Source organism: Bradyrhizobium sp. GCM10028915 (assembly GCF_042666195.1).
In the GTDB taxonomy this organism is placed as follows: domain Bacteria; phylum Pseudomonadota; class Alphaproteobacteria; order Rhizobiales; family Xanthobacteraceae; genus Bradyrhizobium; species Bradyrhizobium canariense_D.
The window spans coordinates 96,027-122,393 of record NZ_JBHTFN010000012.1 but is presented as its reverse complement, the minus strand read 5'-3'; the positions used below and the strand labels follow the sequence as shown (position 1 = coordinate 122,393).

General features: G+C 64.5%; 25 protein-coding genes and 1 pseudogene. 13 read left to right on the top strand and 13 right to left on the bottom strand.

The window, feature by feature from the left end:
* The 4 genes and pseudogenes from ACFQX9_RS09680 to ACFQX9_RS09665 all read right to left on the bottom strand — a co-directional run.
* A pseudogene (locus ACFQX9_RS09680) lies at window positions 1-539 on the bottom strand (electron transfer flavoprotein subunit alpha/FixB family protein); the annotation flags it as partial.
* The gene (locus ACFQX9_RS09675) at window positions 539-1,288 is read right to left on the bottom strand and encodes an electron transfer flavoprotein subunit beta/FixA family protein (RefSeq protein ID WP_018453239.1); all 750 of its coding nucleotides are present in this window, start codon (window positions 1,286-1,288) and stop codon (window positions 539-541) included. The pseudogene ACFQX9_RS09680 and the gene ACFQX9_RS09675, both read right to left, overlap by 1 nt.
* A gap of 125 nt (window positions 1,289-1,413) precedes the next feature.
* Window positions 1,414-1,986: a cob(I)yrinic acid a,c-diamide adenosyltransferase gene (locus tag ACFQX9_RS09670; protein WP_085350747.1), complete on the bottom strand. Its 573-nt coding sequence runs from the start codon at window positions 1,984-1,986 to the stop codon at window positions 1,414-1,416.
* Between the two features lies 1 nt (window position 1,987).
* Entirely contained in the window at window positions 1,988-2,182 is a 195-nt protein-coding gene (locus ACFQX9_RS09665) for a twin transmembrane helix small protein (RefSeq protein WP_018453237.1), read from the bottom strand.
* Window positions 2,183-2,386: 204 nt separating this feature from the next.
* Between ACFQX9_RS09665 and ACFQX9_RS09660 the strand changes: the two genes are divergently transcribed.
* A complete protein-coding gene (locus tag ACFQX9_RS09660) occupies window positions 2,387-3,280 on the top strand; it encodes a YihY/virulence factor BrkB family protein (protein WP_026232492.1) in 894 nt (297 codons plus the stop codon).
* Here ACFQX9_RS09660 and ACFQX9_RS09655 read toward each other — a convergent pair.
* Both ACFQX9_RS09655 and gluQRS read right to left on the bottom strand, forming a co-directional pair.
* Window positions 3,207-4,496: an ATP-binding protein gene (locus tag ACFQX9_RS09655; protein ID WP_377788040.1), complete on the bottom strand. Its 1,290-nt coding sequence runs from the start codon at window positions 4,494-4,496 to the stop codon at window positions 3,207-3,209. The two genes, ACFQX9_RS09660 and ACFQX9_RS09655, sit on opposite strands and share 74 nt — an antisense overlap.
* 104 nt (window positions 4,497-4,600) lie before the next feature.
* The gene (gene gluQRS / locus ACFQX9_RS09650) at window positions 4,601-5,473 is read right to left on the bottom strand and encodes a tRNA glutamyl-Q(34) synthetase GluQRS (RefSeq protein WP_377788037.1); all 873 of its coding nucleotides are present in this window, start codon (window positions 5,471-5,473) and stop codon (window positions 4,601-4,603) included.
* Window positions 5,474-5,696: 223 nt separating this feature from the next.
* Between gluQRS and ACFQX9_RS09645 the strand changes: the two genes are divergently transcribed.
* Window positions 5,697-6,350 carry a DNA-3-methyladenine glycosylase gene (locus ACFQX9_RS09645; protein WP_085350750.1) on the top strand — a complete coding sequence of 218 codons (654 nt, stop codon included), beginning with the start codon at window positions 5,697-5,699 and terminating at the stop codon, window positions 6,348-6,350.
* A 98-nt stretch (window positions 6,351-6,448) separates the two neighbouring features.
* Here the strand turns inward: ACFQX9_RS09645 and ACFQX9_RS09640 are convergent, their stop codons facing one another.
* Window positions 6,449-7,336 carry a LysR family transcriptional regulator gene (locus ACFQX9_RS09640; RefSeq protein ID WP_377788034.1) on the bottom strand — a complete coding sequence of 296 codons (888 nt, stop codon included), beginning with the start codon at window positions 7,334-7,336 and terminating at the stop codon, window positions 6,449-6,451.
* Between the two features lie 177 nt (window positions 7,337-7,513).
* Here ACFQX9_RS09640 and ACFQX9_RS09635 point away from each other — a divergent pair, with 177 nt between their 5' ends.
* The 8 genes from ACFQX9_RS09635 to ACFQX9_RS09600 all read left to right on the top strand — a co-directional run bounded on the left by ACFQX9_RS09635 (window position 7,514) and on the right by ACFQX9_RS09600 (window position 16,222).
* Window positions 7,514-8,488, top strand: a complete 975-nt coding sequence (locus ACFQX9_RS09635; protein ID WP_018453231.1) for a nitronate monooxygenase family protein — start codon at window positions 7,514-7,516, stop codon at window positions 8,486-8,488.
* Between the two features lie 33 nt (window positions 8,489-8,521).
* Window positions 8,522-9,706, top strand: a complete 1,185-nt coding sequence (locus ACFQX9_RS09630) for an ABC transporter substrate-binding protein (protein ID WP_085350752.1) — start codon at window positions 8,522-8,524, stop codon at window positions 9,704-9,706.
* 22 nt (window positions 9,707-9,728) lie between these two features.
* Window positions 9,729-11,237 carry an acyl-CoA synthetase gene (locus tag ACFQX9_RS09625; RefSeq protein ID WP_377788029.1) on the top strand — a complete coding sequence of 503 codons (1,509 nt, stop codon included), beginning with the start codon at window positions 9,729-9,731 and terminating at the stop codon, window positions 11,235-11,237.
* Window positions 11,238-11,416: 179 nt separating this feature from the next.
* Window positions 11,417-11,737 (top strand): hypothetical protein, encoded by a 321-nt coding sequence (locus ACFQX9_RS09620; protein WP_026232489.1) that lies wholly within the window; start codon window positions 11,417-11,419, stop codon window positions 11,735-11,737.
* A gap of 12 nt (window positions 11,738-11,749) precedes the next feature.
* Window positions 11,750-12,379, top strand: a complete 630-nt coding sequence (locus tag ACFQX9_RS09615) for a general stress protein (RefSeq protein WP_018453227.1) — start codon at window positions 11,750-11,752, stop codon at window positions 12,377-12,379.
* Between the two features lie 253 nt (window positions 12,380-12,632).
* A complete protein-coding gene (locus ACFQX9_RS09610) occupies window positions 12,633-14,420 on the top strand; it encodes a flavin-containing monooxygenase (protein WP_377788025.1) in 1,788 nt (595 codons plus the stop codon).
* A 52-nt stretch (window positions 14,421-14,472) separates the two neighbouring features.
* A complete protein-coding gene (locus ACFQX9_RS09605; RefSeq protein WP_018453226.1) occupies window positions 14,473-15,450 on the top strand; it encodes a peptidyl-alpha-hydroxyglycine alpha-amidating lyase family protein in 978 nt (325 codons plus the stop codon).
* A gap of 214 nt (window positions 15,451-15,664) precedes the next feature.
* The gene (locus tag ACFQX9_RS09600) at window positions 15,665-16,222 is read left to right on the top strand and encodes an HNH endonuclease (RefSeq protein WP_007597381.1); all 558 of its coding nucleotides are present in this window, start codon (window positions 15,665-15,667) and stop codon (window positions 16,220-16,222) included.
* A gap of 72 nt (window positions 16,223-16,294) precedes the next feature.
* Here the strand turns inward: ACFQX9_RS09600 and ACFQX9_RS09595 are convergent, their stop codons facing one another.
* A complete protein-coding gene (locus ACFQX9_RS09595; protein WP_018453225.1) occupies window positions 16,295-17,296 on the bottom strand; it encodes a family 16 glycosylhydrolase in 1,002 nt (333 codons plus the stop codon).
* Window positions 17,297-17,598: 302 nt separating this feature from the next.
* Between ACFQX9_RS09595 and ACFQX9_RS09590 the strand changes: the two genes are divergently transcribed.
* From ACFQX9_RS09590 to ACFQX9_RS09580, 3 genes are all read left to right on the top strand, one after another.
* A complete protein-coding gene (locus ACFQX9_RS09590) occupies window positions 17,599-17,820 on the top strand; it encodes a dodecin (RefSeq protein ID WP_018453224.1) in 222 nt (73 codons plus the stop codon).
* 158 nt (window positions 17,821-17,978) lie between these two features.
* Complete coding sequence (locus tag ACFQX9_RS09585; RefSeq protein WP_204512480.1) at window positions 17,979-19,883, top strand: diguanylate cyclase domain-containing protein; 1,905 nt, start codon at window positions 17,979-17,981, stop codon at window positions 19,881-19,883.
* 65 nt (window positions 19,884-19,948) lie between these two features.
* Window positions 19,949-20,596 carry an HAD family hydrolase gene (locus ACFQX9_RS09580; protein WP_377788022.1) on the top strand — a complete coding sequence of 216 codons (648 nt, stop codon included), beginning with the start codon at window positions 19,949-19,951 and terminating at the stop codon, window positions 20,594-20,596.
* Between the two features lie 24 nt (window positions 20,597-20,620).
* Here ACFQX9_RS09580 and ACFQX9_RS09575 read toward each other — a convergent pair whose 3' ends face one another.
* From ACFQX9_RS09575 to ACFQX9_RS09555, 5 genes are read right to left on the bottom strand one after another with little or no spacing between them, the layout of a single operon-like run.
* Complete coding sequence (locus ACFQX9_RS09575; RefSeq protein ID WP_377788020.1) at window positions 20,621-21,589, bottom strand: ABC transporter ATP-binding protein; 969 nt, start codon at window positions 21,587-21,589, stop codon at window positions 20,621-20,623.
* Window positions 21,586-22,581, bottom strand: coding sequence for an ABC transporter ATP-binding protein (locus tag ACFQX9_RS09570; RefSeq protein ID WP_377788017.1), 996 nt, complete (start codon window positions 22,579-22,581; stop codon window positions 21,586-21,588). Before ACFQX9_RS09570 ends, ACFQX9_RS09575 begins: the two co-directional genes overlap by 4 nt.
* Window positions 22,581-23,498 (bottom strand): ABC transporter permease, encoded by a 918-nt coding sequence (locus ACFQX9_RS09565; RefSeq protein ID WP_007597392.1) that lies wholly within the window; start codon window positions 23,496-23,498, stop codon window positions 22,581-22,583. The genes ACFQX9_RS09570 and ACFQX9_RS09565 overlap by 1 nt, the downstream gene beginning before the upstream one ends.
* Window positions 23,464-24,423, bottom strand: coding sequence for an ABC transporter permease (locus tag ACFQX9_RS09560; RefSeq protein WP_085350759.1), 960 nt, complete (start codon window positions 24,421-24,423; stop codon window positions 23,464-23,466). The genes ACFQX9_RS09565 and ACFQX9_RS09560 overlap by 35 nt, the downstream gene beginning before the upstream one ends.
* A gap of 28 nt (window positions 24,424-24,451) precedes the next feature.
* Window positions 24,452-26,242, bottom strand: coding sequence for a peptide ABC transporter substrate-binding protein (locus tag ACFQX9_RS09555; protein WP_085350827.1), 1,791 nt, complete (start codon window positions 26,240-26,242; stop codon window positions 24,452-24,454).
* Window positions 26,243-26,367 lie beyond the last annotated feature (125 nt).

Sequence of the window (26,367 nt, the reverse complement as noted above, 5' to 3'; positions counted from 1 at the left end):
TCGCCGACAAAGGACGACAGGCCCGGATCGGCCGCCGCCGCGACGCTCTCGACCGACGCGCTGCCGCCTTCACCCGCTGCGGCGAAGGTGGAGGTGCGCACCGTTATGACCTTCTTGGCGTCCTTCGACTTCACCGTCTGGATGGCGTTGCCGGCGTAGATCGGGCGCTCATAGGTGTCGGGGGCGATCACCTTGGTGATCTCCGAGACCTGCATGACGTCGAGCAGGGCCGCGACGCGCGGCATCACGTTCTTGAAGCGCGAGGTCGCGGGCGCGACGATGGCGTCATAGGACGGCGCCAGCGAGACGATCAGCGCGGCCAGTGGCTCGGCCAGATCGTGCGCGTAAAGCGCGCCGTCGGCGAGCAGCACCTTCTTCACACCGGCAAGCTTTGCGGCGGCGTCCGCCGCGGCCTTGGCGTTCTCGCCGGCCACCAGAACCTCGACGTCCGCGCCGAGCGCGGCCGCCGCGGTCAGGGCCTTGTTGGTCGCATCCTTGAGCGACGCATTGTCGTGTTCGGCAATCAGAAGCGTCGTCATCAGAGCACCCCGGCTTCGTTCTTGAGTTTCGACACCAGCTCGGCGACGTCCTTGACCTTGACGCCCGCCTTGCGGCCCGCCGGCTCCGTGGTCTTGAGAACCTCGAGACGCGCGGTGAGATCGACGCCATAGTCGGCGGCGGTCTTGTCAGCGATCGGCTTCTTTTTGGCCTTCATGATGTTCGGCAGCGAGGCGTAGCGCGGCTCGTTGAGACGGAGATCGGTGGTGACGATCGCCGGTCCCTTCAGCTTCACGGTCTGCAAGCCGCCGTCGACTTCGCGGGTGACCTTGAAGTCGCTGCCTTCGACCTCGAGCTTCGAGGCGAAGGTCGCCTGCGACCAGCCGAGCAGCGCGGCCAGCATCTGGCCGGTCTGATTGCTGTCGTCGTCGATCGCCTGCTTGCCGAGAATGATGAGGCCCGGCTGCTCTTCGTCCGCAATCTTCTTCAGGATCTTGGCGACCGCGAGCGGCTCGACCGCACCCTCGGCCTTCACCAGGATGCCGCGATCGGCACCCATGGCGAGACCGGTGCGGATCGTTTCCGACGCCTGCGCCGGTCCGATCGAGACCACCACGACTTCGGTCGCCTTGCCGGCTTCCTTCAGGCGCAGCGCTTCTTCGACCGCAATTTCGTCGAACGGGTTCATCGACATTTTGACGTTGGCGAGTTCAACACCCGATCCATCGCTCTTGACGCGGACCTTGACGTTGTAATCGACCACCCGCTTTACCGGCACCAAGACCTTCATCGATCCTCTTTCACTCAATCTGGGAGGGGGGTTATCAACTGGCGCGGAACCTAAAGGCCTGATCCGGCCCGGTCAACGCGCGAAGGGGTCTAATTTTGGCGCCCAGAAATGCGCGGCCCAATGGGTCAGCGATTCTGGCCCGGAACCCAGAGCACGTCGCCGGCGCCGTCATCGTTGGCCGCGCGGCTGGCCACGAACAGGAAGTCCGACAGGCGGTTCATATACTGGATGCCAGCGGCACCAACAGGTTCGTCCGGCCGGGCCGCCAGTTCCACCATCACGCGTTCCGCCCTGCGGCAAATCGTACGGGCGACATGGAGGTAGGCGGCGGCTGGCGTGCCGCCCGGCAGCACGAAGGAGGTCAGGGGTGCCAGCTTGTCGTTGAGCGCGTCGATGTCGCGCTCGAGCCGCTCGACCTGACTTGCCACCACCCGCAGCCGCTCCGCCTTGCCCTCACGTTCGGGCACCGCGAGGTCCGCGCCGAGGTCGAACAGATCGTTCTGGATGCGGCCAAGCATCGCGTCGAGCTCGGGCGCATCCCCGGTGTGAAGCCGGACCACGCCGATCGCAGCATTGGTCTCGTCGACCGTCCCATAGGCCTCGATGCGCAGATCGTATTTCGGCCGGCGCTCGCCCGAGCCGAGCGCTGTCGTGCCGTCGTCACCGGTTTTCGTATAGATGCGGTTGAGCACGACCATGTTAACGCCCCATCGCCCACACGGCGGCCATCGCGATGACGATCGCCACGAACTGAAGCAGCACGCGCCAGCGCATCAGCTTCTGCGAGGTGTTGGGCGAGCCGCCGCGCATCATGTTGATGAGACCGAGCAGCAGCACCAACGCCACGGCGCCGACCGCAATCGGCAGGATGAAAGTACTCAGGAGAGATGCCATTCGAGGGTAAATAACACCCTCCGCGCCGGTCCGCCATGGCGTTCCCGATCTGGCTTTTAAGCCAATAATATCAGAAGCTAGCTGGATGAATCTGGATTTGCGCCAATTGCCTATCCTCTTGACCTATCCCCGCCTGCGGGGAGAGGTCGGAATGCGTTTCCCGCGCGCGGGAAGCGGAAGCAGCAACAGCAGTGCAGGTGGTGCGTGAAGGCAATCCGCACCATCTACCTTGTCGTAATGGACGCGTTCTACACGTTCCTCGCCGATGACGGCTGGGCGATCGCGAGCCACATCGCGCTGTCGACGCTGATGGCGCTATTCCCGTTCCTGATCGTCCTGACATCGCTCGCCGGCTTCTTCGGCTCCAAGGAACTCGCCGATCAGGCTGCGAGCCTCATGCTCCAGGTCTGGCCCAAGCAGGTCGCGGATTCGATCTCGGGGGAAGTCCACGACGTGCTGACCACGACCCGCACCGGCCTATTCACCATCGGCGCGGTGCTGTCGGTCTACTTCGCCTCCAACGGCGTCGAGGCGCTGCGGGTCGCACTGAACCGCGCCTATGCGGTCGTGGAGATGCGGCCCTGGTACTGGCTACGGCTGGAATCGATCGCCTACACGCTGATTGCGGCCTTCACCGCGCTCGCCATGGCATTCCTGATCGTGCTCGGGCCGCTGCTCATCGAGGCCGCGCGTGCGCACATCCCGCTGTTCGTTGAATCCAACGAGAGGATCCTCACCTGGCTGCGCTACGGCATCACCGTTGGCGCGTTGGTGGTGGCGCTGATGATCCTGCATACCTGGCTGCCGGCGGGACGGCGCCGGTTCCTCCAGATCCTGCCCGGCATCGTCTTCACCATCGTGGCGTCGCTGATCTCGGGCATCGTGTTCGGGCAATATCTGGCGCGCTTCGCCAATAATTACGTGACGATGTATGCGGGGCTCGCCTCGGTGATCATCGCGCTGGTGTTCCTGTATTTCATCGCCGCGATCTTCGTTTACGGCGGCGAGCTCAACGCCGCGATCATCAAGTCGCGGCTTCCTCACGGCGTGTCGCTGCAAGCAGCGCAGTCGCTAGCGCCCGCGGAGACACAGGCTTGACCAGAAAGGCGTCGGCGCCGGCCTCGCGTGAGGCGACTTCATCTTCGCCGCGACCTGACACCCCGATGATGGGGATCTGAGCCAGCGGCGTCGCCATGGTGCGGATCCGCCTGATCGCCTCGACGCCATTGATGCCCGGCAGCACCATATCCATCAGCACCGCGTCGAAGGCGCCCTGCGCGAGCCGGTTCACCGCGTCCTCGCCGCGCCCGATGAATTCGGCATGATGACCGAGCTCGGTCAGGATGGTGTTGAGCACGACGCGGCCGAACGGATTGTCCTCGACGCTGAGCAAGCGCAGCGCCGGGACCGCATCCATCTCGGCTTCGCCCTTCGACTTGCGGGACTTGCCCGATCCCGTGGCACACACCGACACCGTCAACGTAAAGGTGGCGCCGCCGCCGGGCCGAGGCGCGACCGTGATGTCGCCGCCCATCGCGCGCGCCAATTGCTTCACCGACGACAGGCCCAGGCCGGCGCCGCCGAAGCGCGAGGCAATGGTGACATTCGCTTGGGTAAACGGCCGGAACAACCGTTTGATCTCGGGCATGGTGAGGCCGATGCCGCTGTCGGACACCGCGAAGGCGACACCGACGCTGCCTTTGCCCTTTGCTTTACCTTTGCTCTTGCCCTTGACGGAACGCCAGGGAGCGACCGTGAGCGCCACGCCGCCGTGCTCGGTGAATTTCACGGCATTGTCGATCAGGTTCTCGAGCGCGGCGCGCAGGCGGACGGGATCACCGACCACCAGCCCCGGCAGCTTCTCCGAGATATCGACCTCGGCCTGGAGACCCTTGGCCGCGGCGCGACCGGCCAGCGAATCGCCGGCGTTGCGGGCGAGGGTCCGCAGGTCGAACAAATCCTGCCGCAGCGAGCTTCCACCTCCGATGCCCTTGCCGGTCCCCTTGCCGGTTCTGGCGGCATCGACGAACAGGGTGGCAAGGTTCGCCAGATGCTCGGCACCGGCCTTGATCGTGTCGGCCCAGCGTCTTTCCCGTTCGCCGAGATCCGAAGTCGCGAGCAAGTCGCTGATCGCGAGAATGCCGGTCAGGGGGGTGCGGACCTCATGGGCAAAGGCGGCAAGCGCGGCCTGGACGACGTCCGGCTCGACCCGCTTGGTGCTGCGCTTGCGCAACCGGGCGGTCGGCCCGGAGCGCTTCCGAGCCACTCGCTTGGACGTCCGCGTAGTGCGCGCTGCGCGCGTTTTCGCCGCCATAACTCCCCTTCGAAGTATCCCCTTCGAACCCCGCGCTGTCAGGCGAGCATGGCACGGCGGAACACCCGGAGTCACGGCGCCGTTTGGCTAACCCCCAGAGAAACTTAACCTAATCCCACCAACCGGCGGATACCGGCCGGCGTGGCGCCGCCGGCGCGCAGTTCACGAAGGCCGGTCGAGCTGGTTGATTTCGACAGCTTCCGGCCGCGCTCGTCGCGAAGTAGCCCATGGTGGCGGTAGACGGGTTCGGGCAGGTGGAGCAGAACCTGAAGCAGACGGTGGAACGAAGTGGCGTGGAACAGGTCCTGGCCCCGCACGATCTCGCTGATGTCCTGGAGCGCATCGTCGACAACAACGGACAGATGGTAGCTCGTCGGCGTCTTCTTGCGGGCCACAATGACGTCGCCCCAGGCTTCTGGCCGCGCCGGGACGACGCCACGCTCACCATCCGGCCCCTCGCCCAGTTCGTTCCAGCTCAGGCCCACAGCGCGGCGGCAGGCGGCTGCCATGTCGAGCCGAAGCGCATAAGGCGCACCGGTGTCGATGAGGCGGTCGCGCTCGTCCGCGGACAGCGATCTGGCGGCGCCGGGATAGAGCGGCACGCCGTCGGGATCGCGCGGCCACGGCCCATCCGCTTCACGCGCCGTAACCAGCCTTGCGATCTCGGCGCGGCTTTCGAAGGCTGGATAGACCAGGCCGAGCGCCGAGAGCCTGTCCAGCGCCGTCCGATACGCATCGAGATGCTCCGACTGCCGCCGCACCGGCGTCTCCCAGGCGATGCCGAGCCAGGCGAGGTCTTCGTAGATCGCTGTCTCATATTCCGGCCGGCAACGCGTCGCGTCGATGTCCTCGATCCGCAGCAACAGCCGCCCACCGGTCTCGCGCGCGCGGTCGGAATTGAGCAGCGCGGAATAAGCGTGGCCGAGATGCAGGTAGCCATTCGGGCTGGGGGCAAATCGGAAAACGGGTGGCGACATGCTTCGGAACTCATCATGGCCGGGCATAGCCGTCTAGACGGATGGCGTCGCTTCCGCTCGCCTGTGTCCCGGCCATCCACGTTCTTCGGAGCGGCGCACCGATCGTGTCAAGGTCCCCGAGAATGCGATGATCACCAGCCGTGCTAACAATGATGCACGTTGGAAAGACGTGGATGGCCGGGTGGAAGCCCGGCCATGACGCCGGAGAGAGTTGACGATTGCCATGACCATCCACCTCGAAACCCAATCCGATCTCGAAGAGGCCGTCCACGCGCTGGTCAAGCGCGATCCGCGCCTGAAGCCAGTGCTGGCGACTGCCGGCATGCCGGCGTTGCGGCGGCGCGAGCCGGGTTTTGCGGGGCTTGCCCACATCGTCTGCGGGCAACAGCTCTCGACTGCGAGCGCCGCGGCGATCTGGGGACGGTTGTCCGCCGCGTTCGATCCGTTCGACCACGAGGCTGTCCGCCGCGCCCGCACCGACCGGCTGGGGCGGCTCGGCCTGTCCGCCGCCAAGATCAAGACGCTGAAACATCTCGCGCGCGAGATCACCGCAGAACGGCTGAACCTCGACGTGCTCGCGGAAGAAGACGCCGATGCCGCGCATCACACGTTGATCGCACTGCCCGGCATCGGACCCTGGACCGCGGACGTCTATCTGCTGTTCTGCCTCGGCCATGGCGACGCCTGGCCGGCCGGCGACCTCGCCGTGCAGGAAGGCATCCGCATCGGGCTCGGCTTGCAGGCGCGGCCAACGGAGAAGCAGATGGCGCCGCTCGCCGAACCCTGGCGCCCCCTGCGCGGAGCGGCGGCACATCTGTGGTGGAGCTATTATCGCGCGGTGAAAAAACGCGAAGGCGTCATCGCGGGATCAGCCTAGAGCTAGTTCCGTTCCGATGGAATCGGAACGGGGCTCTAGTGTTTTGTTTTGACGCGTTTTCTTGACGCGAACCGGTGTCCACTTCGCTCGAAAACGCTCTAGCCCCGCAGCCTGACGCGATCGGTCCGGGCGCAATCGGCGACGAAGTCGATGACGGCCCGCACCGCCGGCAGTTCGACGAGGTCGGGATGGGCGAGCAGCCACAGGTCCGCCACGCTGGCGAGCTTCTGCGGCGCGACACGCACAAGATCGGGATAGCTTTCGGCGACAAAGCACGACAGGGCGGAGATTCCGAGTCCGGCGCGGACCGCCGCCAGCATGTCGCCCTGGGACGAGCAGCGCATCACCACCCAGGCCTGACGCGTGACGACGTCGCTCCAGCGCGCAAGCTGGAGATTGGAGGTCTGATCGGCGAAACCGATGACGCTGTGCCCCTTCCACTCGCCGCGCCGTTCCGGCAAGGACCGCCCGCCGGCGTAGCCGCGCGAGGCGTAGAATCCCGTGCCGAGACGGCCGATCTTGCGGCCGACCAGATTTTCCTCGCCGCTGTCGAAGGGCCGCAACACCACGTCCGCCTCGCGCCGGCGCACGCTCGCCGGAAACGGATGGGTGATGATCTCGAGCTGGACGTGATCGTGCGCGCGCAGGAACGCAGGCAGGCGCGGCATCAGCCAATGCGAGGCCAGCGTTGCGCCGATCGATAGCTTGACGGTCCCGCGCGCCTTATGCCCTCCGGCCGAGACTGCCGTCTCCGCCCGCAGCGCGGCCGCCGCCATTACCTCGGCGTGCTCGCGCAGCGTCCGTCCATCCGCCGTCAGCGCAAGGCCGTCGGCGGCACGCGCCACCAGCCTGGTGCCGAGCTGGGCTTCCAGCGCCGCAATCTTGCGGCTGACGGTGGGATGGCTGCTGTGCAGCCGGCGCGCCGCGCCGGTGAAGCTGCTGGTATCGGCGACCGCGAGGAAGGTCTTGCAAAGGTCCCAGTCCATGAGCGGCCTCTGTTCAAATCTGAATAGTCGTCCGTTCAATATTGAACGATAAGAGGCCCCACTCCAACCCCTATAATGACGTCAAATGAAACATGGGCGGCAACTCGCCCGCGACAATCAAAGAAGGAAACGCCTCGTCATCCGCCTGCCGGCGGGCTGCGTTTCCGGGAGGACATCATGGCGCTGCCCGCTCTCTTGAAGGATTCGCTCGAGCTGCCCGTGGTCGGCTCGCCGCTCTTCCTCGTCTCCGGCCCTGAGCTGGTGATCGCCCAGTGCAAGGCCGGCGTGGTCGGCTCGTTTCCGGCACTCAATGCCCGTCCGGTGGAAAAGCTCGACGAATGGCTGAGCCGCATCGAGGACGAACTCGGCGAATACAAGTCGCGCAATCCCGGCAAGAAGGTCGCACCCTACGCCGTCAACCAGATCTGCCACGCCTCCAACGACCGGCTGATGAAGGACATGGAGACCTGTGTGAAGCACAGGGCGCCCATCATCATCACCTCGCTGCGACCGCCCGCCGAGCTCGTCGAGGCCGCACACTCGTACGGCGGCCTCGTGTTCCACGACGTCATCAACGTCAAGCACGCGCGCAAGGCCGCCGAGCAGGGCGTCGACGGTCTGATCCTGGTCTGCGCCGGCGCTGGAGGACATGCAGGAACGCTCTCGCCTTTCGCACTGGTACGCGAGGTCAAACAATGGTTCGACGGTGCGATCCTGCTGTCGGGCGCAATCAGCGACGGCTTCGCGATCGCCTCCGCGCTGACGCTGGGCGCCGACCTCGCCTATATGGGCACGCGCTTCATCGCGACGAAGGAAGCCAACGCTGACGAAGCCTACAAGTCGGCGCTGACGCAGCACACCGCGCATGACATCGTCTACACCAACCTCTTCACCGGCGTGCACGGCAACTATCTCGGGCCTTCGATCGCCGCGGCCGGGCTCGATCCGGACAATCTGCCGGCGGCCGACAAGACGAAGATGAATTTCGGCTCCGGCGGCAACATGAAGTCCAAGGCGTGGCGCGACATCTGGGGCTCGGGCCAGGGTATCGGCCAGATCGCCGACGCGCCGCCGGTCGCCGAGCTCGTCGACCGGATGAAACGGGAATTCGACCAGGCCCGACAGGATTTCCTGATGCGCGTCAGCGCCTGACGTCTCGGACCGACAATAAAACGGGAGGACACCATGAAGCTGGCAGCCGCACTGATCGGGATGTCGTTGCTGATGCTCGCCGGCGGCAGCGCCCATGCCGAAGGCAGCGACGAGATCCGCATCGGGCAGACCCTGCCCTACAGCGGCCCGGCCTCCGGCTTCGGCGCGATCGGACGGACGCAGGAAGCGTTCTTCGAGAAGGTCAATGCCGAAGGCGGCATCAACGGCCGCAAGGTCAAGTTCATCACGCTGGACGACGCCTATTCGCCGCCGAAGACCGTCGAGCAGACCCGCAAGCTGGTGGAGCAAGAAGAGGTGCTGATGATGTTCGGCTCGCTCGGCACCGCCACCAACAGCGCCGTGCAGCGCTATCTCAACGCCAAGAAAGTGCCGCAGCTGTTCGTGCTCTCCGGCGCCACCAAATGGGCCGATCCGCAGAAGAACCCGTGGACCATGCCGGGCATGGCGGCCTACGAATCCGAGGGCGTGGTCTATGCCAAATACATTTTGCAGGCCAAGCCCGACGCCAGGATCGCGATCCTCTCGCAGAACGACGATTTCGGCCGCGACTATGTCGCCGGCTTCAAGCGAGCGCTCGGGCCTAAGGCCGCAAGCATGATCATCGCGGAAGCGAGCTACGAGACCAGCGCGCCGACGATCAGCTCGCAACTCTCGACCTTGAAGGCCTCGGGCGCCAACGTGCTGTTCGGCGTCGTGCTCGGCAAGTTCACCTCGCAAATGGTCAAGGGCGTGGCCGAGATCGGCTGGAAGCCGGAGCTGTTCTTCGTGCCGACCTCGGCGTCGTCGATCTCTTTCCTGGAACCGGCAGGGCTCGACAACGCGGTCGGCCTGATCTCGTCGAGCAATCAGAAGGACACGATGGACCCGCAATGGGTCGACGATCCCGGCGTGAAGGAATACTTCGCCTTCATGAAGCGCTACATGCCGGCCGCGGACCTCTCCAACTCCAACTACGCCGCGGGCTATCACTATGCCACGCTGCTGATGACGGTGCTGAAGGGGTGCAAGGATGATATCAGCCGCGACAACATCATGCGCCAGGCGGCCTCGTTGAAGGATGTGAAGCTGCCGCTGCTGCTGCCGGGAATGGCGGTTACGACCGGCCCCGACGACTATCTGCCGTTCCAGCAGCTTCAGCTCCGGCGCTTCAATGGCAAGAGCTGGGTCGGCTTCGGCGACGTGCTGGATGATCGCTAGACGAGCGGGATGAGGAGACGCCATGATCATCAGCGGCGAACGCCGGATCAGCTATGACGACATCCGGGCTCGGATCAGGCGGGCGATGAGCGGCTTCCGCGCCCTGGGGCTTGCCGAGGCCGCGCCGGTCGCGATGATGCTGCGCAACGATTTCGCTCTGTTCGAGGTGGTTGCGGCCTCGGCCGCGCTGGGCAGTCCGGTGGTGCCGATCAACTGGCATTTGAAGGCCGAGGAGGTCCGTTACATCCTGGCCGACAGCGGGGCGAAGATCCTGGTCTGCCACGCGGATTTGCTGCCGCAGATCCGCGACGGCGTACCGGCGGATGTCCTTCTCCTGGTCGTCGCGACGCCGCCCGAACTCGCAGCGACCTTTTCGATCCCTGGGGAACTGACCGAGATCCCGGTGGGACTGACCGATTGGGACCGCTGGCGCGACGACCATCCGCAAGCGCAGGAGCCGCCGCGGCGGGCCGCAGCGATGATTTATACATCCGGCACCACGGGCATGCCGAAGGGCGTGCGGCGCATGCCGATGCAGCCCGAACAGGCGGCCGCCTCCGAACGCGTGGGCGGGATCGCCTATGGCATCAAGCCGCGGGAAGACCAAATCGTGCTGATCAACGGCCCGATGTATCACTCGGCGCCGCATTCCTACGGCATGCTGGCGTTCCGCAGCGCTTGCACCATCATCCTCCAGGCGCGGTTCGATGCCGAGGAGCTGCTGGCGCTGATCGAGCGCCACCGCGTCACGCACATTCACATGGTACCGACCATGTTCGTCCGGCTGCTGCGGTTGCCCGAAGCGGTCAGGCAGCGCTACGACCTGTCGTCGCTGCGTTTCGTCGTGCACGGCGCCGCCCCCTGCCCGCCGGACGTCAAGCGCGCCATGATCGACTGGTGGGGACCGGTCATCAACGAATATTTCGGCTCCACCGAGACCGGGATCCCGGTGTGGCACTCGGCCGAGGAAGCACTGAAGAAGCCTGGCACGGTCGGCCGCCCCATCGAAGGCGGCATCGTCAGGATCTTCCGCGATGACGGCAGCCCGTGCGGTGCAAACGAAGTCGGCGAAATCTACATGCGCCAGACGTCAGTGCCCGATTTCGACTATCACGGCAGGTCGCAGGCAAGGGCCGAAGCCGGCCGTGACGGCCTGGTCAGCGTCGGCGACGTCGGTTACCTCGACGCGGACGGCTATCTGTTCCTGTGCGATCGCAAGCGCGACATGGTGATCTCCGGCGGCGTCAACCTCTATCCCGCCGAGATCGAGAACGTGCTGATCGGAATGCCCGGCGTGCGCGACTGTGCCGTGTTCGGCATCCCCGACGCGGAATTCGGCGAACGGCTGTGCGCCTTTGTCGAGCCTGAATCGGATGCCGAGCTCTCGGCCGACGCCGTCCGATCGTTCCTGCGCGGGCGGCTTGCCAATTTCAAGGTGCCAAAGGACGTCGAATTCCGTGACGCGCTGCCGCGCGAGGCCACGGGAAAGATTTTCAAGCGCAAGCTGCGGGAGCCCTATTGGACGATGTGAGGACAGGCAACGCCGTCCGAGAGTGCCGGACCGCATAAACGGGAACGAGTGGCAATCGTTCCTGCGCCTCTCCAATATTCGGCAGATTGAAGACGCGCGCTTCCGTCGCAAATGGAAGAGCAACCAATTCGAATCTCGCCTGTTGTCGACCGGCACAATCAACAGCCGGAGAATAAAAAATGTCTCGTCTCACCATGCTCGCCGCAGCTCTGCTGCTGCTCGGATCAGCGCCTGTCAGTGCACAGTCACAGCCTGCGCAGAGCGGGCCGGGCAACAACGCCGTCAACAGCTCTGATCACAACAACTCCAACGCACCGGTCGCGGGCCGCAACAGCTTCACCGAGGGCCAGGCGAAGTCGAAGATCGAGGGCGCGGGTTATTCCAATGTTTCCGGACTGCAAAAGGACGACAACGGCGTCTGGCGCGGCAAGGCCGACAAGGCCGGGACCAAGGCGGACGTGAGCGTCGATTTCCAGGGCAACGTGAACCCCGCCAAGTAAGGAGGATGAAACATGACGACCACTATTTCTCGACTCTATGACACCTATTCGGATGCGGAACGTGCGGTCAGGCGTCTGGAGGCCGCGGGCGTGCCGCACTCCGACATCAGCATCGTCGCGAACAATTCCGATAACTGGTACGGCTCCTCCACCGGCAAGGTTGACCGTGATCGCGACGGCGTCGACGATCGCGCCGAAGGTGCCGGCACGGGTGCCGGCATCGGCGCAGGCCTCGGAAGCGCGGCCGGCCTGCTTGCCGGACTCGGCCTGCTGGCCATTCCGGGACTCGGACCGGTGGTTGCCGCCGGATGGCTGGCTTCGACCGCAGTTGGTGCCGCGGCCGGCGCCGCGACGGGCGGCATCGTTGGCGCGCTGACCGAAGCCGGCGTCTCCAAGGATGATGCGTCGCGCTACGCGGAGGGCGTCCGTCGCGGCGGAACGCTGGTATCGGCGCGGGTACCCGACCAGGACAGCACACGTCTCGATGCCCTTCTGCACGAGAAGGCCGTGAACCTGCAGGAACGGAGCGCCGCCTGGCAAAAATCCGGCTGGAACGGCTTCGATGCCGCAAGCCCGCCGTTGTCACCCGACGATGTCGGCCGTGAGCGTGAGCTGTACGGCGCCGGCACGCGGGTGAGGTAGGGATGTTCCGCTCGCCGCCACGCCAGCGGCTGTGAATCCCAAGAGCGCGAGGGAGGCTCCACCAAGGTGGAGCCTTTTTCGCGTGCCCCTCCTCGAACACCACGAGGGTGCCGCAGGTCTCTCTCAACGAGCGCATTCCGCTGAAGCAGGGCCACATGTTCTCACTGCTCGGGTAATCGGCTATTGGCCGTCTGCGAAACAGTATAGCTTTCGACCGTAGAGGAAACGCCGCGGAGACGGCACGAGGTCGCGCATGCTGGACAGGACCAAGGACATTGTCGCATCCGCGCAAGCCTGGCTCGATGAGGTCGAGCTAACGCTGGGCGCAGCCGATAGCGCTGCGCTGGATCGTCTTTTCCTCGCCGACAGCTATTGGCGCGATGTGCTGGCACTAAGCTGGAACCTGCAAACGATCGGCGGCGGCGACTCGATCAAGCGGGAGCTGACAACGCTCGCGGCAAAGGCTGCGCCGGGCAGCTTCAAGATTGCGCCGAACCGAGCGCCACCGCGCTGGGTGACGCGTGCCGGGACCAACACTATCGAGGTGATCTTCAATTTCGAAACCGCACTGGGGCGCGGCAGCGGCATCGTCAGGCTTGTGCCCGACGCCACCGACGGCGACCGCCTGAAAGCGTGGACGCTCCTCACCGCGCTCGACGAGCTCAAGGGCTTCGAGGAGCAGCTCGGCACCTCGCGGCCGCGCGGCCAGGCCTATTCGCGCGACTTCCGTGGACCGAACTGGCTGGACTTGCGCAACGGCTCGCGCGACTACGCCGATCGCGATCCCGCCGTGCTGGTGGTCGGCGGCGGCCAGGCCGGGCTCGCGATCGCGGCGCGGCTGAAACAGTTGAACATCGACACCCTGATCGTCGATCGCGAGGCGCGGATCGGGGACAATTGGCGCAAGCGCTACCACGCGCTGACCCTGCATAACCAGGTGCAGGTCAATCATTTGCCCTACATGCCGTTTCCGCCGAGCTGGCCGACCTATATCCCCAAGGACAAGCTCGCCAACTGGTTCGAAGCTTACGTCGAGGCGATGGAGCTGAACTTCTGGACCGGCACCGAATTCGAGGGCGGCGCCTACGACGATGCGAAAGACCACTGGACCGTCACACTGCGGCACACCGACGGCAGTGAGCGTATCATGCACCCGCGCCATGTGGTGATGGCAACCGGCGTCAGCGGCATCGCCAATGTGCCTGTCATTCCGACCCTGGCTAACTTCAAGGGCACGCTGCTGCATTCGAGCCGCTACGAGGACGGCGAGACCTGGACAGGCAAACGCGCCATCGTCATCGGCACCGGCAATAGCGGCCACGACATCGCGCAGGATCTTCACTCCAGTGGTGCCGAAGTGACGCTGGTGCAGCGTTCACCTACGCTCGTCACCAATATCGAGCCGTCGGCCCAACTCGCTTATGCGACCTACAATGAGGGCACGCTCGAGGACAACGATCTGATCGCGACCTCGATGCCGACACCGCTCGCGAAAAAGACCCATGTGATGCTGACGGAGCAGTCGAAGGAGCTCGACAAGGAACTGCTCGACGGGTTGCGGCGCGTCGGCTTCAAGCTCGATTTCGGCGAGGCCGGCACCGGCTGGCAGTTCAAATATCTCACCCGTGGCGGCGGCTATTATTTCAATGTCGGCTGCTCCAACCTCATCATCGAGGGCGCGATCAAGCTCAGGCAGTTTTCCGACATCGAGAGCTTCGTCACCGAGGGCGTTCGCATGAAGGACGGCACAACCCTTTCGGCCGACCTGATCGTGCTCTCGACCGGTTACAAGACACAGGAATATCTGGTGCAGAAACTGTTCGGCGACGCCGTCGCCGACCGGGTCGGCCCGATCTGGGGCTTTGGCGACGGCCTCGAGCTGCGTAACATGTATACGCGCACCAGGCAGCCCGGCCTCTGGTTCATCGCCGGCAGCCTCGCGCAATGCCGGATCAACTCGAAATATCTGGCGCTGCAGATCAAGGCGATCGAGGAAGGGATTTTGGGGCAGGCTGGAGCGGCAGCGGCGAGCACCGCTTGAACAACACCGTAGAAGCAGTGTCGCACCACGATAACGAACAAGAGGAGAATTCATGCCAGCCATTCTCGGCACCGGCGAGCACCGCTACCGCGTCGTTGAAAACTTCGCAAAGCTGCCGGACGGATGGCAGCTCACCGACGTCGCCTCGGTCGCGGTCGACAGCAAGGACCGCGTCTACGTCTTCAACCGCGGGGCCCATCCGATGGTCGTGCTGGACCGCGAGGGCAATTTCTTGCGAAGTTGGGGCGAAGGCCTGTTCTCGCGCGCCCACGGCCTGCACATCGATGCCGACGACAATCTCTATTGCACCGATGACGGCGACCACACCGTGCGCAAGTGCACCACCGACGGCAAGGTGCTGCTGACGATCGGCATCCCCGAGAAACCGTCGCCGTTCATGAGCGGCGATCCCTTCCACCGCTGCACCCACACCGCGCTGTCGCCGAAGGGTGAAATCTACGTCTCCGACGGCTATGGCAATGCGCGCGTGCACAAATTCACGCCCGGCGGCAAGCTGATGACAAGCTGGGGCGAACCCGGCACCGATCCCGGCCAGTTCAACATCGTGCACAACATCGCCACCGACGCCGACGGCTTTGTCTATGTCGCCGACCGCGAGAACCACCGCGTGCAGGTGTTCGACGGCAACGGCAAGTACGAGACGCAGTGGAACAATCTGCACCGCCCTTGTGCGCTATGCTGTTGCGGTGGGGCTAAGAGCCCGACCTTCGTCATCGGGGAACTCGGCCCTGGCCTGGCCGTCAACCGCAAGGTGCCCAATCTCGGCCCGCGGCTCTCGATCGTGGACGCCAAGGGCAACCGCATCGCGCGGCTCGGTGGCGAGGAAGGCCCGGGCGTTGCGAGCGGCAAGTTCCTGGCGCCGCACGGCATCGCACTGGATTCCAGGGGCGACATCTATGTCGGCGAGGTCGGCGTCACCGACTGGAAGACCAGCTTTCCGGACGAGGAGATGCCGGCCGTGGTGCGCGCGACGCGATGTTTGCAGAAGCTGGAGCGCGTGCGGGAGTAGCTGCCTCGGCACATCCACGTCGCGCTGTCAGGATGACGCTGCCTCAACGGCCTCGGACTTGGAAATCACAGCGTTTTGCGCGCTTTGCCACCCCCCGGCCGCATTGCTTGTGCCGGAATAAGTCGCTCAACGGGCTTCACAATCCCGTCACGCTGCATGTAGTATGTCAGTCACGTGCTGCTTCGCAGCGTACATTGGAGGCCAGGAGCGTTACTTGAACGCACATGTCTCGCAAGGCCATTGGCCGGTGTTGGTGCTGAATGCGGACTTCCGGCCGCTGAGTTACTACCCACTGTCTTTGTGGTCGTGGCAGGACGCGATCAAGGCGGTATTCCTCGACCGCGTCAACATCGTCGCGCATTACGATCAGGCGGTCCATAGCCCCACGCTGCAAATGCAGCTGCCGAGCGTCGTCTCGCTCAAATCCTTCGTCAAGCCGACCACCCACCCTGCCTTCACCCGATTTAACGTCTTCCTGCGCGATCGTTTCGCCTGCCAATATTGCGGCTCGCCCGAAGACCTCACCTTCGACCACATCATCCCGCGCAGCAAAGGCGGCCAGACCACCTGGGAGAACGTGGTCGCGGCGTGCTCGCCCTGCAATTTGCGCAAGGGCAATCTGACGCCGGTGCAGGCCAAGATGTTTCCACGCCAGCACGCCTTCGCGCCGACCGTGCACCAGCTCCACCGTAACGGCCGCCTGTTCCCGCCGAACTATCTGCACGACAGTTGGCTGGATTATCTCTACTGGGATACGGAGCTGGATCCGTAACGTCGGCGTGCAGGCCCTCGGCAATCCATCGTTGACTCGCGCCGCCCAACGCCGGGAGAGATCAGCGAGCTTCTATCTGCGCGCCTGCTCCAGATCGATCTGATAGACGGAAATCCGGTCGATCTCGAATGCGACGGTAGGCGGCGACTCCGCGTCGACCGGACCGACGCCGAGAAAGAATTTGGATCCGATCGCGAGATTGACGATCATGTACATGGGATCGTCGAAACCGATCGGCACCTTGATGTCGGACACCGGTCTGCGGTCGATGAAATAGACCAGGCGATCCTCCTCCCACAGCACACCGTAAGTGTGGAATGCGCTCGACGCGTCGCCGACCGCGAAGTCGAAGCCGCAGGACTGAATCTTCTGGGTCGAGGGAATCCGCCAATGCGTCGTCATCACGAGATCGCCCGGCTTTTCGCCGCGGCCTTCCAGCACGTCGACCTCCGGCGGCCAGCCACCGTCATCCGCCAGCATCCAGAACGCCGGCCACACTGCGTGCCCGACCGGCACCTTGGCGCGGATCTCGAAATAGCCGTGCTTCTGCGCGAACGTGCCCTGGGTCGTCAGTATCCCGGAGATGTACTCGTTGTCGAACAGCACCGGCTTCAACCCCGGCGGGGTACGGCTGGCGACGATCGACAGCACGCCGTCCTTGACCTTGAACGGATCGAGCCCGAGCGGCGCCGCGTTGCGCCCCGCATAGCGCGGATCGACATAGATCTGTTGCTCGCCATTGGCGCTGGTCTTGCGCTTGAAGTCGGAGCCGTCGCCGCCCCAGTAACGCGCCTCCGGCCAGGCCGCGCCGCCGGCGTAATGCGGCACCCAGCGTCCGTTTGCCAGCGGATGCTCGTCAAAATCCTCGTTGAAGGTCCGGCGTAGCGGCAAGAAGACCAGCGAGGCCGGATTGACCTTCTCCAGCCGACGGCACTCGATGGTGGAGGGATCGGTCGTGACCTGCAGCGACATGCTCATCGGGGCACCGTCGAGATCGTCCTGCGCGATGGCCGGCGCGGGCACAACGCAGAGACCGATCGCAGCCAGAGCGCCCCTCGTCCAACGCTCGATCATCACCGCACTTCGAAGACGCCAGAGGAAAGGCCGAGGTTAGCTTACTCATATCGGAACCGGCAAGAGCGGGCCGGCGACCGCGCGCCAATTCAGGAGCGCCGCTTGCACACGCGATCCAGATTTTCGTGCACTTAGAAAAATTGGGACGCCTAGGCAGCGCTCGGAAGGCGAGCGGCAGGCTCCTGCCGGGACGGAACTCGGGGCGCCGGCATCCGTTCAGAGTCGAGGCCGGATGTCGCGCGGGCGCCAGTTGTCCGCGACAGACATATCCGGTCCCGCCACAGCACGAGGGGAGAATAGTCATGGCCACAAGCGAGACGGATCACGTCTACAAGATCCTGGAACTGGTCGGATCGTCCGAGACGTCGATCGAGGATGCGATCAAGAACGCGGTCAGCCGGGCCGCAAAGACCGTTCGCGAGATGAAATGGTTCGAGGTGGTGCAAACGCGCGGCCATATCGAGAACGGTGCCGTGCGCCACTACCAGGTGACGCTGCGGGTCGGCTTCACGCTGGATGAGTGAGGCAGAAAGGCCCGGCGCGCGGGGTCAGCCTGGTTAGCTCGACGATAGCCCGTTAATTGTCGAGGATTGTTCCGACCGGAAGCGCACAATCCGCACGGAAGTTGCAACAGCCCGTTAAGGCCAAAGTGAGAGGTTTGCGCCGAAATGGAGCAAGCCTGATGACCACGGGCCGCGAACTCGGAAAGACGCGCCTTCCGCTCTGGGCAGCGGGTTTCGTCATCCTGACCTGCTTCGCCATCCTCGGCTTGAGCGCCTGGCGTGAATGGGAAACACGCAATGCCGATCTCAAGAACGCCGAGATCGACGTCGCCAATCTGGCGCATTCGCTGATCCAGCACGCGGACGACACCTTCGAACTCGTTGATACAATCCTCGTAGGCCTGGTCCACCGGCTCGAAATCGACGGGACGGGTCCGGACACGATCACCAAGCTTCAGGCCTATCTGCCGACACGAAAATCATCGGACCGGATCCGCGGCATCTTCGTTTATGACGCGAGCGGGCAGTGGCTTGCCACGACCGAGCGGCTCGACTTCTCCAAGCTCAACAACAGCGACCGGGAATATTTCCAGCGTCATCGGGACTCGCCGGAGATGGGCACGCTGATCGGACCGCCCGTGAAGAGTCGAGCCGGGGGCCAATGGGTCGTCACCGCGTCCCGCCGGATCAACGATGCCGACGGCGGCTTCGCCGGCGTTGCCCTGCTCACGATCGACGTCGGCTATTTCGTCAAGTTCTACGAGCGGTTCGACATCGGTACGAACGGCTCGGCATCGCTGCTCAACGATAGCGGCATCATGCTGGCGCGCAGCCGCGACGACAGTGGCGCCTTTGTCGGACGCGACCTGTCCAATGCGCCCTTGTTCAAGGGATGGGAAAGTCGCCCCGCCGCAGCAGTCTACTATTTCAAGTCGCCGCTCGATGGCGTCCAGCGGCTGAGCTATTACCAACGCAGCAGCCGCTATCCCCTAATGGTGCTGGCGAGCAAGTCGCGGGACGACGTGCTGGCGCCGTGGCGGCAAGCCGCGGCTGCGCGCACCACCTTCGTCCTCGGCCTCGTGCTGCTGATCGCGGTGATCGGCTTCTACCTGGTCCGTCAGCTCGTACAGCGGCAGCGCACGGCCCAGGCCCTCGTCGTCAACGAAGCAAACTTCCGCCTGTTGGCCGAGCAATCCAGCGACATGGTGACCCGGATCGGGCTGGACAACCGGCTGCTCTACGTTTCCCCCTCGTGCGTACGCATCACGGGCTGGTCCTCCGACGAGCTGCTATCCACCTCGGCCCTGGCCGGCATTCACGCCGACGACATGGAGCGGGTCGAGCAGGCTATCGCCGCGCTTAAGAATGGCGAGGCCGAGGAGACGCGGTTCGTCTATCGCCACCGTCATCGCGACAAGGGCGAGATTTGGGCGGAGGCGGCGTTGCACGTGACCCTGGCGTCGGACAGCGGTGAGATCGACGGCGTCGTCGCGGTGGTGCGCGACATCACCGAGCAGAAGGATCTTCAGGACAAGCTCGCCTCGCTTGCAACGACCGACGGCCTCACCGGACTCGTCAACCGGCGCGCGTTCGACGAGCGCCTCGCCGAGGAATGGGCCCGGGCCCGGCGCGATGGCACGCAGCTCTCGCTCCTGCTGATCGATGTCGATCATTTCAAGAAGTTCAACGACCAATACGGGCATCTGGCGGGCGACGGATGCCTGCGCGCGCTGGGCCGGATCCTATCAACCCACACCAAGCGCCAGGCCGACGTCGCGGCGCGCTACGGTGGCGAAGAATTCGCCGTGCTGTTGCCGAACACCGGTCCCGAGGGCTGCGCCGAGGTCGGCGAAGGGATTCGCAAGGCTCTGCACGATCTCGCCATGCCGCATGCGCAAAGTCCCCCCTCGCGCCTGGTGACCGCAAGCGTTGGCGGCGCGACGAGTCTGCCGTCCCAAACCACGGCGGACTGCAGCACGCTGGTCGGCGCCGCCGACCGCGCGCTCTACGCCGCCAAGGACAACGGCCGTGACCGGCTGGTGATGTCGGGACAGGTCGTTCCCTGGCCCGCCAGGAGCGCGTGACGGATCGACCGTTGGCCCGATTTGTTGCCTGCGCTCCAGCGCGGTATGGCTTGGATCACGGCCGGATGTTCGGCCAATCCGAGAGTGCTGCGGTGACCGGTCAAATCAAACTCGTCCTCTTCGACATGGACAATGTCCTCTGCGACTACGACAGGGCAAAGCGTGTCGCATGGCTGGCGAAGGTTGCGGGGACCACGAGCGAATCCGTCCACAAGGCGATCTGGGACAGCGGCTTCGAGCTGCTCGGCGATTCCGGCACACTCGATGCCGCGGACTATTTGCGGGGTTTCGGCGACCGCATCGGCTATCCGCTGTCACTGGACGAGTGGATCGAGGCGCGACGCCGTTCAATGCAGGCCGATCGTGCCATGCTGGAGATTGTCGGCAGCTTGCGTCAAACCGTCGACATTGCCGTCCTGACCAACAACACGACGCTGGTCGCCGACCATATCGCAGCGCTGCTGCCGGAATTGCCACCGCTGTTCGGCTCGCGAATCTACGCCTCGGCCCGGTTCAAGACGGCGAAGCCGGACCCGCGCTGCTTCCGCCTCTGTCTGTCGGAGCTCGACGTCAAACCGGAGAACGTCCTGTTCGTCGACGATCTCATGGCCAATGTCGCCGGTGCGCGAGAGGCGGGCCTGTTCGCGCAGCACCACACCTCGGTTGAGGCTTTCAGGCGGGCCCTGTCGGAGCACGGCCTGCTTCACGCATGAATGCGCGATCCGCTTTTCCCGGCGTCAGGCGAGATGGCACGCCACAAAGTGCCCGCCTGCTCCCTCCTTCAGCTCCGGTGCGCTTTCCGCGCAACGCGGCTGGGCGATAGGACAGCGGGTGTGGAAGTGGCAGCCCGACGGCGGCTTCATCGGGCTCGGAACGTCGCCCTTGAGGCGGATACGCTCGCGCTTGAGCTTGGGATCGGGCACCGGCACCGCCGATAACAGCGCCCTCGTGTAGGGATGCTGCGGATTGCGGTAGAGGTCGCTGGCCTTGGCGAGCTCGACGATACGGCCAAGATACATCACCGCGACTCGGTCGGAGATGTGCTCGACCACCGACAAATCGTGCGCAACGAAGAGATAGGTGAGGTTCAGCTCCGCCTGGAGATCTTCCAGCAAGTTGATGACCTGCGCCTGGATCGAGACGTCGAGCGCAGACACCGGTTCGTCGCAGACGATCAGTTTCGGCTCGACCGCGAGCGCACGCGCGATCACGATGCGCTGGCGCTGACCGCCGGAGAATTCATGCGGATAGCGGCGCATGTGCTCGGCCTTGAGCCCGACCTTCACCAGCAGGCTCGCGACGCGATCCTCACGCTCCTTGGCGGATGAGCCGAGCTTATGGATGACGAGGGCTTCGCCGAGGATGGCGCCGACCGTTATGCGCGGATTGAGGGAGGCGAACGGGTCCTGGAACACAAGCTGCATGTTCCGCCGCATCGCGCGCAAATCGTTGCCGCCGAGCTGGCGGACATCCTGACCGTCGAACACGACCTCGCCGTCGGTCGGTTCGATCAGGCGCAGCACGCAGCGTCCCGTCGTCGACTTTCCGCAGCCGGATTCGCCGACGAGGCCGAGCGTCTCGCCGCGGTTGACCGAGAACGAGACCCCATCGACGGCATAAACGCTGCCGACCTGGCGCGACAACAGGCCGCCATGCACGGGAAAATATTTCTTCAGGCCGCTGACGCGGAGCAGGGGCTCGGTCATGCTGCGCCTCCCAACTGCGTATCTCCCAGATGACAGGCCATACGGTGGCCGGGCGCGATCTCGCGCAGCAGCGGCTCCCTCTCGGTGCAGACGCTCATGGCGTGGCGGCAGCGCGGAGCGAAGCGGCAGCCGACCGGCGGATTGATCAGGATCGGCACCGAGCCGCCGATCGCCTCCAGCCGCACCTTGTGCTCGCTGGCGAGATCGATGCGCGGGATCGAGCGGATCAGTCCCTGGGTATAGGGATGGTCGGGATTGCCAAAGAGGTCGTCGACGGGCGCCTCCTCCACCACCTTGCCGGCATACATCACGACGACGCGTTGCGCGGTCTCGGCGACGACGCCCATGGCATGGGTGATCAGCATCACCGCCATGCCGAAGCGTTCCTTCATGTCCTGGAGCAGGTCGAGGATCTGCGCCTGAATAGTGACGTCGAGGGCCGTGGTGGGCTCGTCGGCGATGATCAGTTTCGGCTTGCAGGCGAGAGCCATCGCGATCATCACACGCTGGCGCATGCCGCCGGAGAACTGATGCGGATAGTTGTGCACGCGGCCTTCGGCGTTGGGAATCTGCACCAGCTTGAGCATCTCGATGGTGCGATCGAGCGCCTGTTTCCTGGTGACATTCTCATGGCGGCGCAGGCTTTCGGCGATCTGCTCGCCGATGGTCAGCACCGGATTGAGCGAGGTCATCGGCTCCTGGAAGATGAAGCCGATCTCCTTGGCGCGGATCTCGTCGAGCTGACTGCTCGTCAGCGGCACGAGATCGCGGCCCTCGAAGATGATCTCGCCTGCCGCGATGCGGCCCGGCGGCATCGCGATCAGCTTCAGGATCGACATCGCGGTGACGGTCTTGCCGCAACCGGATTCGCCGACGACGCAGAGCGTCTCGCCGCGGTTGATGGAGATGTCGACACCGTCGACCGCCTGGAGGATGCCGTCGTCGGTGGAGAAGTGGGTTTTCAGTCCCTTGATCTCGAGCAGCGGCGCCATCAGATCACCCGCCGCGCATCGAGCGCGTCACGCAGGCCGTCGCCGATGAAGTTGATGGCGACCACTGCGATGAAGATCGCGCCGCCCGGGAACAGCGCCCAGTGCGGGCCGATGTCGAGAAAGTCTTTCGCGTCATAAAGCAGCCGGCCCCAGGTCGGCGTATCCGGCGGGAAGCCGAGGCCGAGGAAGGACAGCGTCGATTCCGCGATGATGGCTGCGGCCACGTCGATGGTGCCGGCGATGATCACCGGACCGAGCGCATTGGGCAGGATATGGCGCACCACCTGCCGTACCGGGCTGGCTCCGAGAGCGCGCGCGGCTTCGACGAATTCCTTCTCGCGGATCGACAGGAACTGGGCGCGAACGAGGCGGGCGACCGGCATCCAGCGCAAGCCACCGATCACGAGCACGATCAGGATGAAAATGCCGCCCTCGGGGCCGAACGCTGCCTTCAGCCCGTCGCGGAAGAGATAGATCAGCAGCAGCAGCAGGGGCAATTGCGGCAGCGACAAAAAGAGATCGGTGAGCCACATCAGCCCATGGCCGAGCGCGCCGCGCGACATGCCGGCGAGCGCGCCGATCAGCACACCGACAAAGACCGAGACCAGCATCGCGGCGAGACCGACCGCGAGCGAGATGCGCCCGCCATAGATCATGCGGGCGAGGATATCCTGCCCGAGATCGTCGGTGCCAAAGGGATGGGCCAGCGACGGCCCCTGCATGCCCGCCACGATGTCGATGTCGTCGATCTTGACCCGCCAGATAAAGGGGCCGACCACCACCGCCAGGATCAGAACGAGGAGCAGGAACGCGCTGACCACGGCAAGCTTGTGGCGGCTATAGCGCCGCCACGTCTCGCGCCAGGGCGAGTAGACGCGCCGCTCAGCGGAGGGAGATGCGAGGGTCAAGCCAGCCATAAAGAACGTCCGCGATGAGATTGAACAGCACGACCAGGCACGCAAAGACGAAGGTGACGGCCATCACCACCGGCGTGTCGTTGGAAAGGATGGAGGAGATCAGCAGCGAGCCGATGCCGGGGATGCGGAAGATCTGCTCGGTGACGATGGCGCCGCCGAACACCGCCGGGATTTGCAACGCAATCAACGTGACGACCGGGATCATCGCGTTGCGCATCACATGCTTGATGATCACCCGCCTCTGGCCGATGCCCTTGGCGCGCGCGGTGGTGACGTAGTCGAGCCGGATCACGTCGAGCATCGCCGAGCGCACGAAACGCGTCATCGACGCAGCCTGGAACAGGCCGAGCACCGCCACCGGCATGATGGCCTGACGGATCATCTCCATCACCCAGTGAATTCCCGTGCCCTTGATGTCGGTCGTGTAGACGAAAGGCAGCCAGTCCAGCGTGACCGAGAAGATCAGGATGAACAGGATGCCGGTGAAGAAGGTCGGCAGCGAGAAGCCGACAAAGGCGAGCGTGTTGGCGACCTGGTCGAACAGCGAATAAGGTTTCGTCGCGGCGTAGACCCCGACCGGGATCGCGATCAGGAGCGCAAGGATCTGCGCCGAGCCGATCACGTACAGCGTCGTTGGCAGTCGCTGGAGAATGAGCGTGTCCACGTTCATCCGGCTGACGAAGGAGAAACCCCAGTCGCCGTGCAGCATGGCGTTGAGCCAGTGCAGGTAACGAAGGTAGATCGGATCGTCGAGGCCGAACTTCGCCCGAAGCGCGAGAGCGACTTCGGGCGGCACGTTCGGATTGGTCGCTAGCTCGGAGAAGGGATCGCCCGGGGCGAGTGCGAGCACGACGAACAGCACGAGCGAAATTCCGAGCAGGCTCGGAATCGCGATCAGGAGGCGACGCAGGACATACTGGCTCATGAAGAAGGACCGCTCTAGGCGTGCGTGATCATTCTTCGCGGTACCAGTCGAACAAATTGTCGGTCTCGTTGGCCCAGCCGGAAACGACCGGGCGCAGATTGTTGGCCGCCGCCTCGACCTTCAGACGGTGCTGCACCGGGATGAAAACGATGTCCTGGTACATGAGATCATTGGCCTTGATGTAGAGCGCCGCGCGCTTGACCGGATCCATTTCGCCGTCGGCGGCCAGGATGGTCGCGTCGTACTCCTTGTTGACCCAGCGCGGGAAGTTGGTGCCCTGCCACTTGTTCTCCTTGGTGGCGACGAGGTTCGAAAGGTAACGACGCATGTGCTGCGACGGATCGGGCTGGCTCAGCGGGATCTGGAACATCTCCATGTCGGCGTAGAACTTGGAATAGGTGTCGGGATTGCCGACGTCGGAGGAGAAGAACACGGAGGCGACGACCGATTTCAGCTCGACGTCGATACCCGCCTTCTGGCAGGCCTGCTTGACGATGGCCTGCGTCTTCTGGCGCGGCCCGTTGATCGCGGTCTGGTAGAGGAGCTTCAGCTTCTTGCCGTCCTTCTCGCGGATGCCGTCGGCGCCCGGCTTCCAGCCGGCGTCGTCGAGGATCTTCGAGGCCTTCTCGACGCTGAACTCCCACGAGGTGTTCTTGGACACGAATTTTTCGGGCCCGTTCAGGAAGTTGGCGGTGGTGCGGCCGGCGCGGCCGTAGATGGCCTTCTTGACCGATTCGCGATCGATCAGCAGCGAGAGCGCCTTGCGCACCGCTGGATCAGAAAACAGCGGGTGCTTGGTCTTTATCGAGGAGCGTTCGCCATCGACCTCGGTGTTGGGATCGGTGAAGTTCAGCGCGATGAATTCGGTGTCGCCGCCGACGGCGTAGACGGTTTTTCCCTTGCCGCCCTTCTCCAGGCGCAGCAGCACGTCGTCCTCGACCTGAATGTTCCAGCCGAAATCATATTCGCCAGTCTGGATCACCGCGCGCGCGGCAGAGACGGCGTCGCCGCCGCCCTTCATCTCGATCGAATCGAAATAGGGGCGGTTGGCCATGTGATAATCGGGATTGATCACGCCGCGGACAAGATCGCCCGGCTTGAACTCGACGAACTTGTAGGGGCCGGTACCGACCGGCGAGAGGTTGGTCGGCGCCTCCCGCGACTTGGACCCCATATAGTCCTTGAACAGATGTTTCGGGATGATGGTATTGGGAGCCCCGACAAAAGCGTCGGCCCAGAACGGCGTCGGCTTGTTGAACAGGATGCGGACCGTGAGGTCGTCCACCTTCTCGACGGTGATGTCGCGGAGCGTCGCGATGGTCAGTGCGGAGGTCGCCGGATCCTTGGCATATTCCCAGTTGAAGACGACGTCGTCGGCCGTGAACGGCGTGCCGTCATGCCATTTGACGCCGGGCTTGAGTTTCCAGGTCACCGACTTGCCGTCGGCGGCGAGGCCACCGTTCTGGATCGAGGGAATTTCGGCGGCCAGGACCAGCTTCATGTTGCCGTCGGGATCCCAACAGGCGAGCGGCTCGTAGAACAGACGCGCGCCGTCCTGGTCCTTGGTGCCGGTGGCGAAATGCGGATTGAGCAGGGTCGGCCCCTGCCACCACAGCAGCTTGAGCGCGCCACCGCCGCCGCGCTTGGTCGGCTTGTAGGTCGAGGCGCCCTCGGCCATGGCGACGCCGCCAAGCGCGAGAATCTGGTTGGCCAAAGGCGCGGTGAGACCCACGGCGGCAAGACGCTGAATGAAGCCGCGGCGATCCATCCGCCCGTCCTTCACGTCACCGATCATCGAACGCAGTTGTTTATCCAGCATGGTTGTCCCCGTCTGGTTCCCGTATGGATGCAGGCGGTCGCGCGAGGCGACCACCGGGCTTGGCTGGCGGTAGATGGCACACCGAATGGGGTGCGCGTCAACTGCGACCGTGTGTATGCAAACGG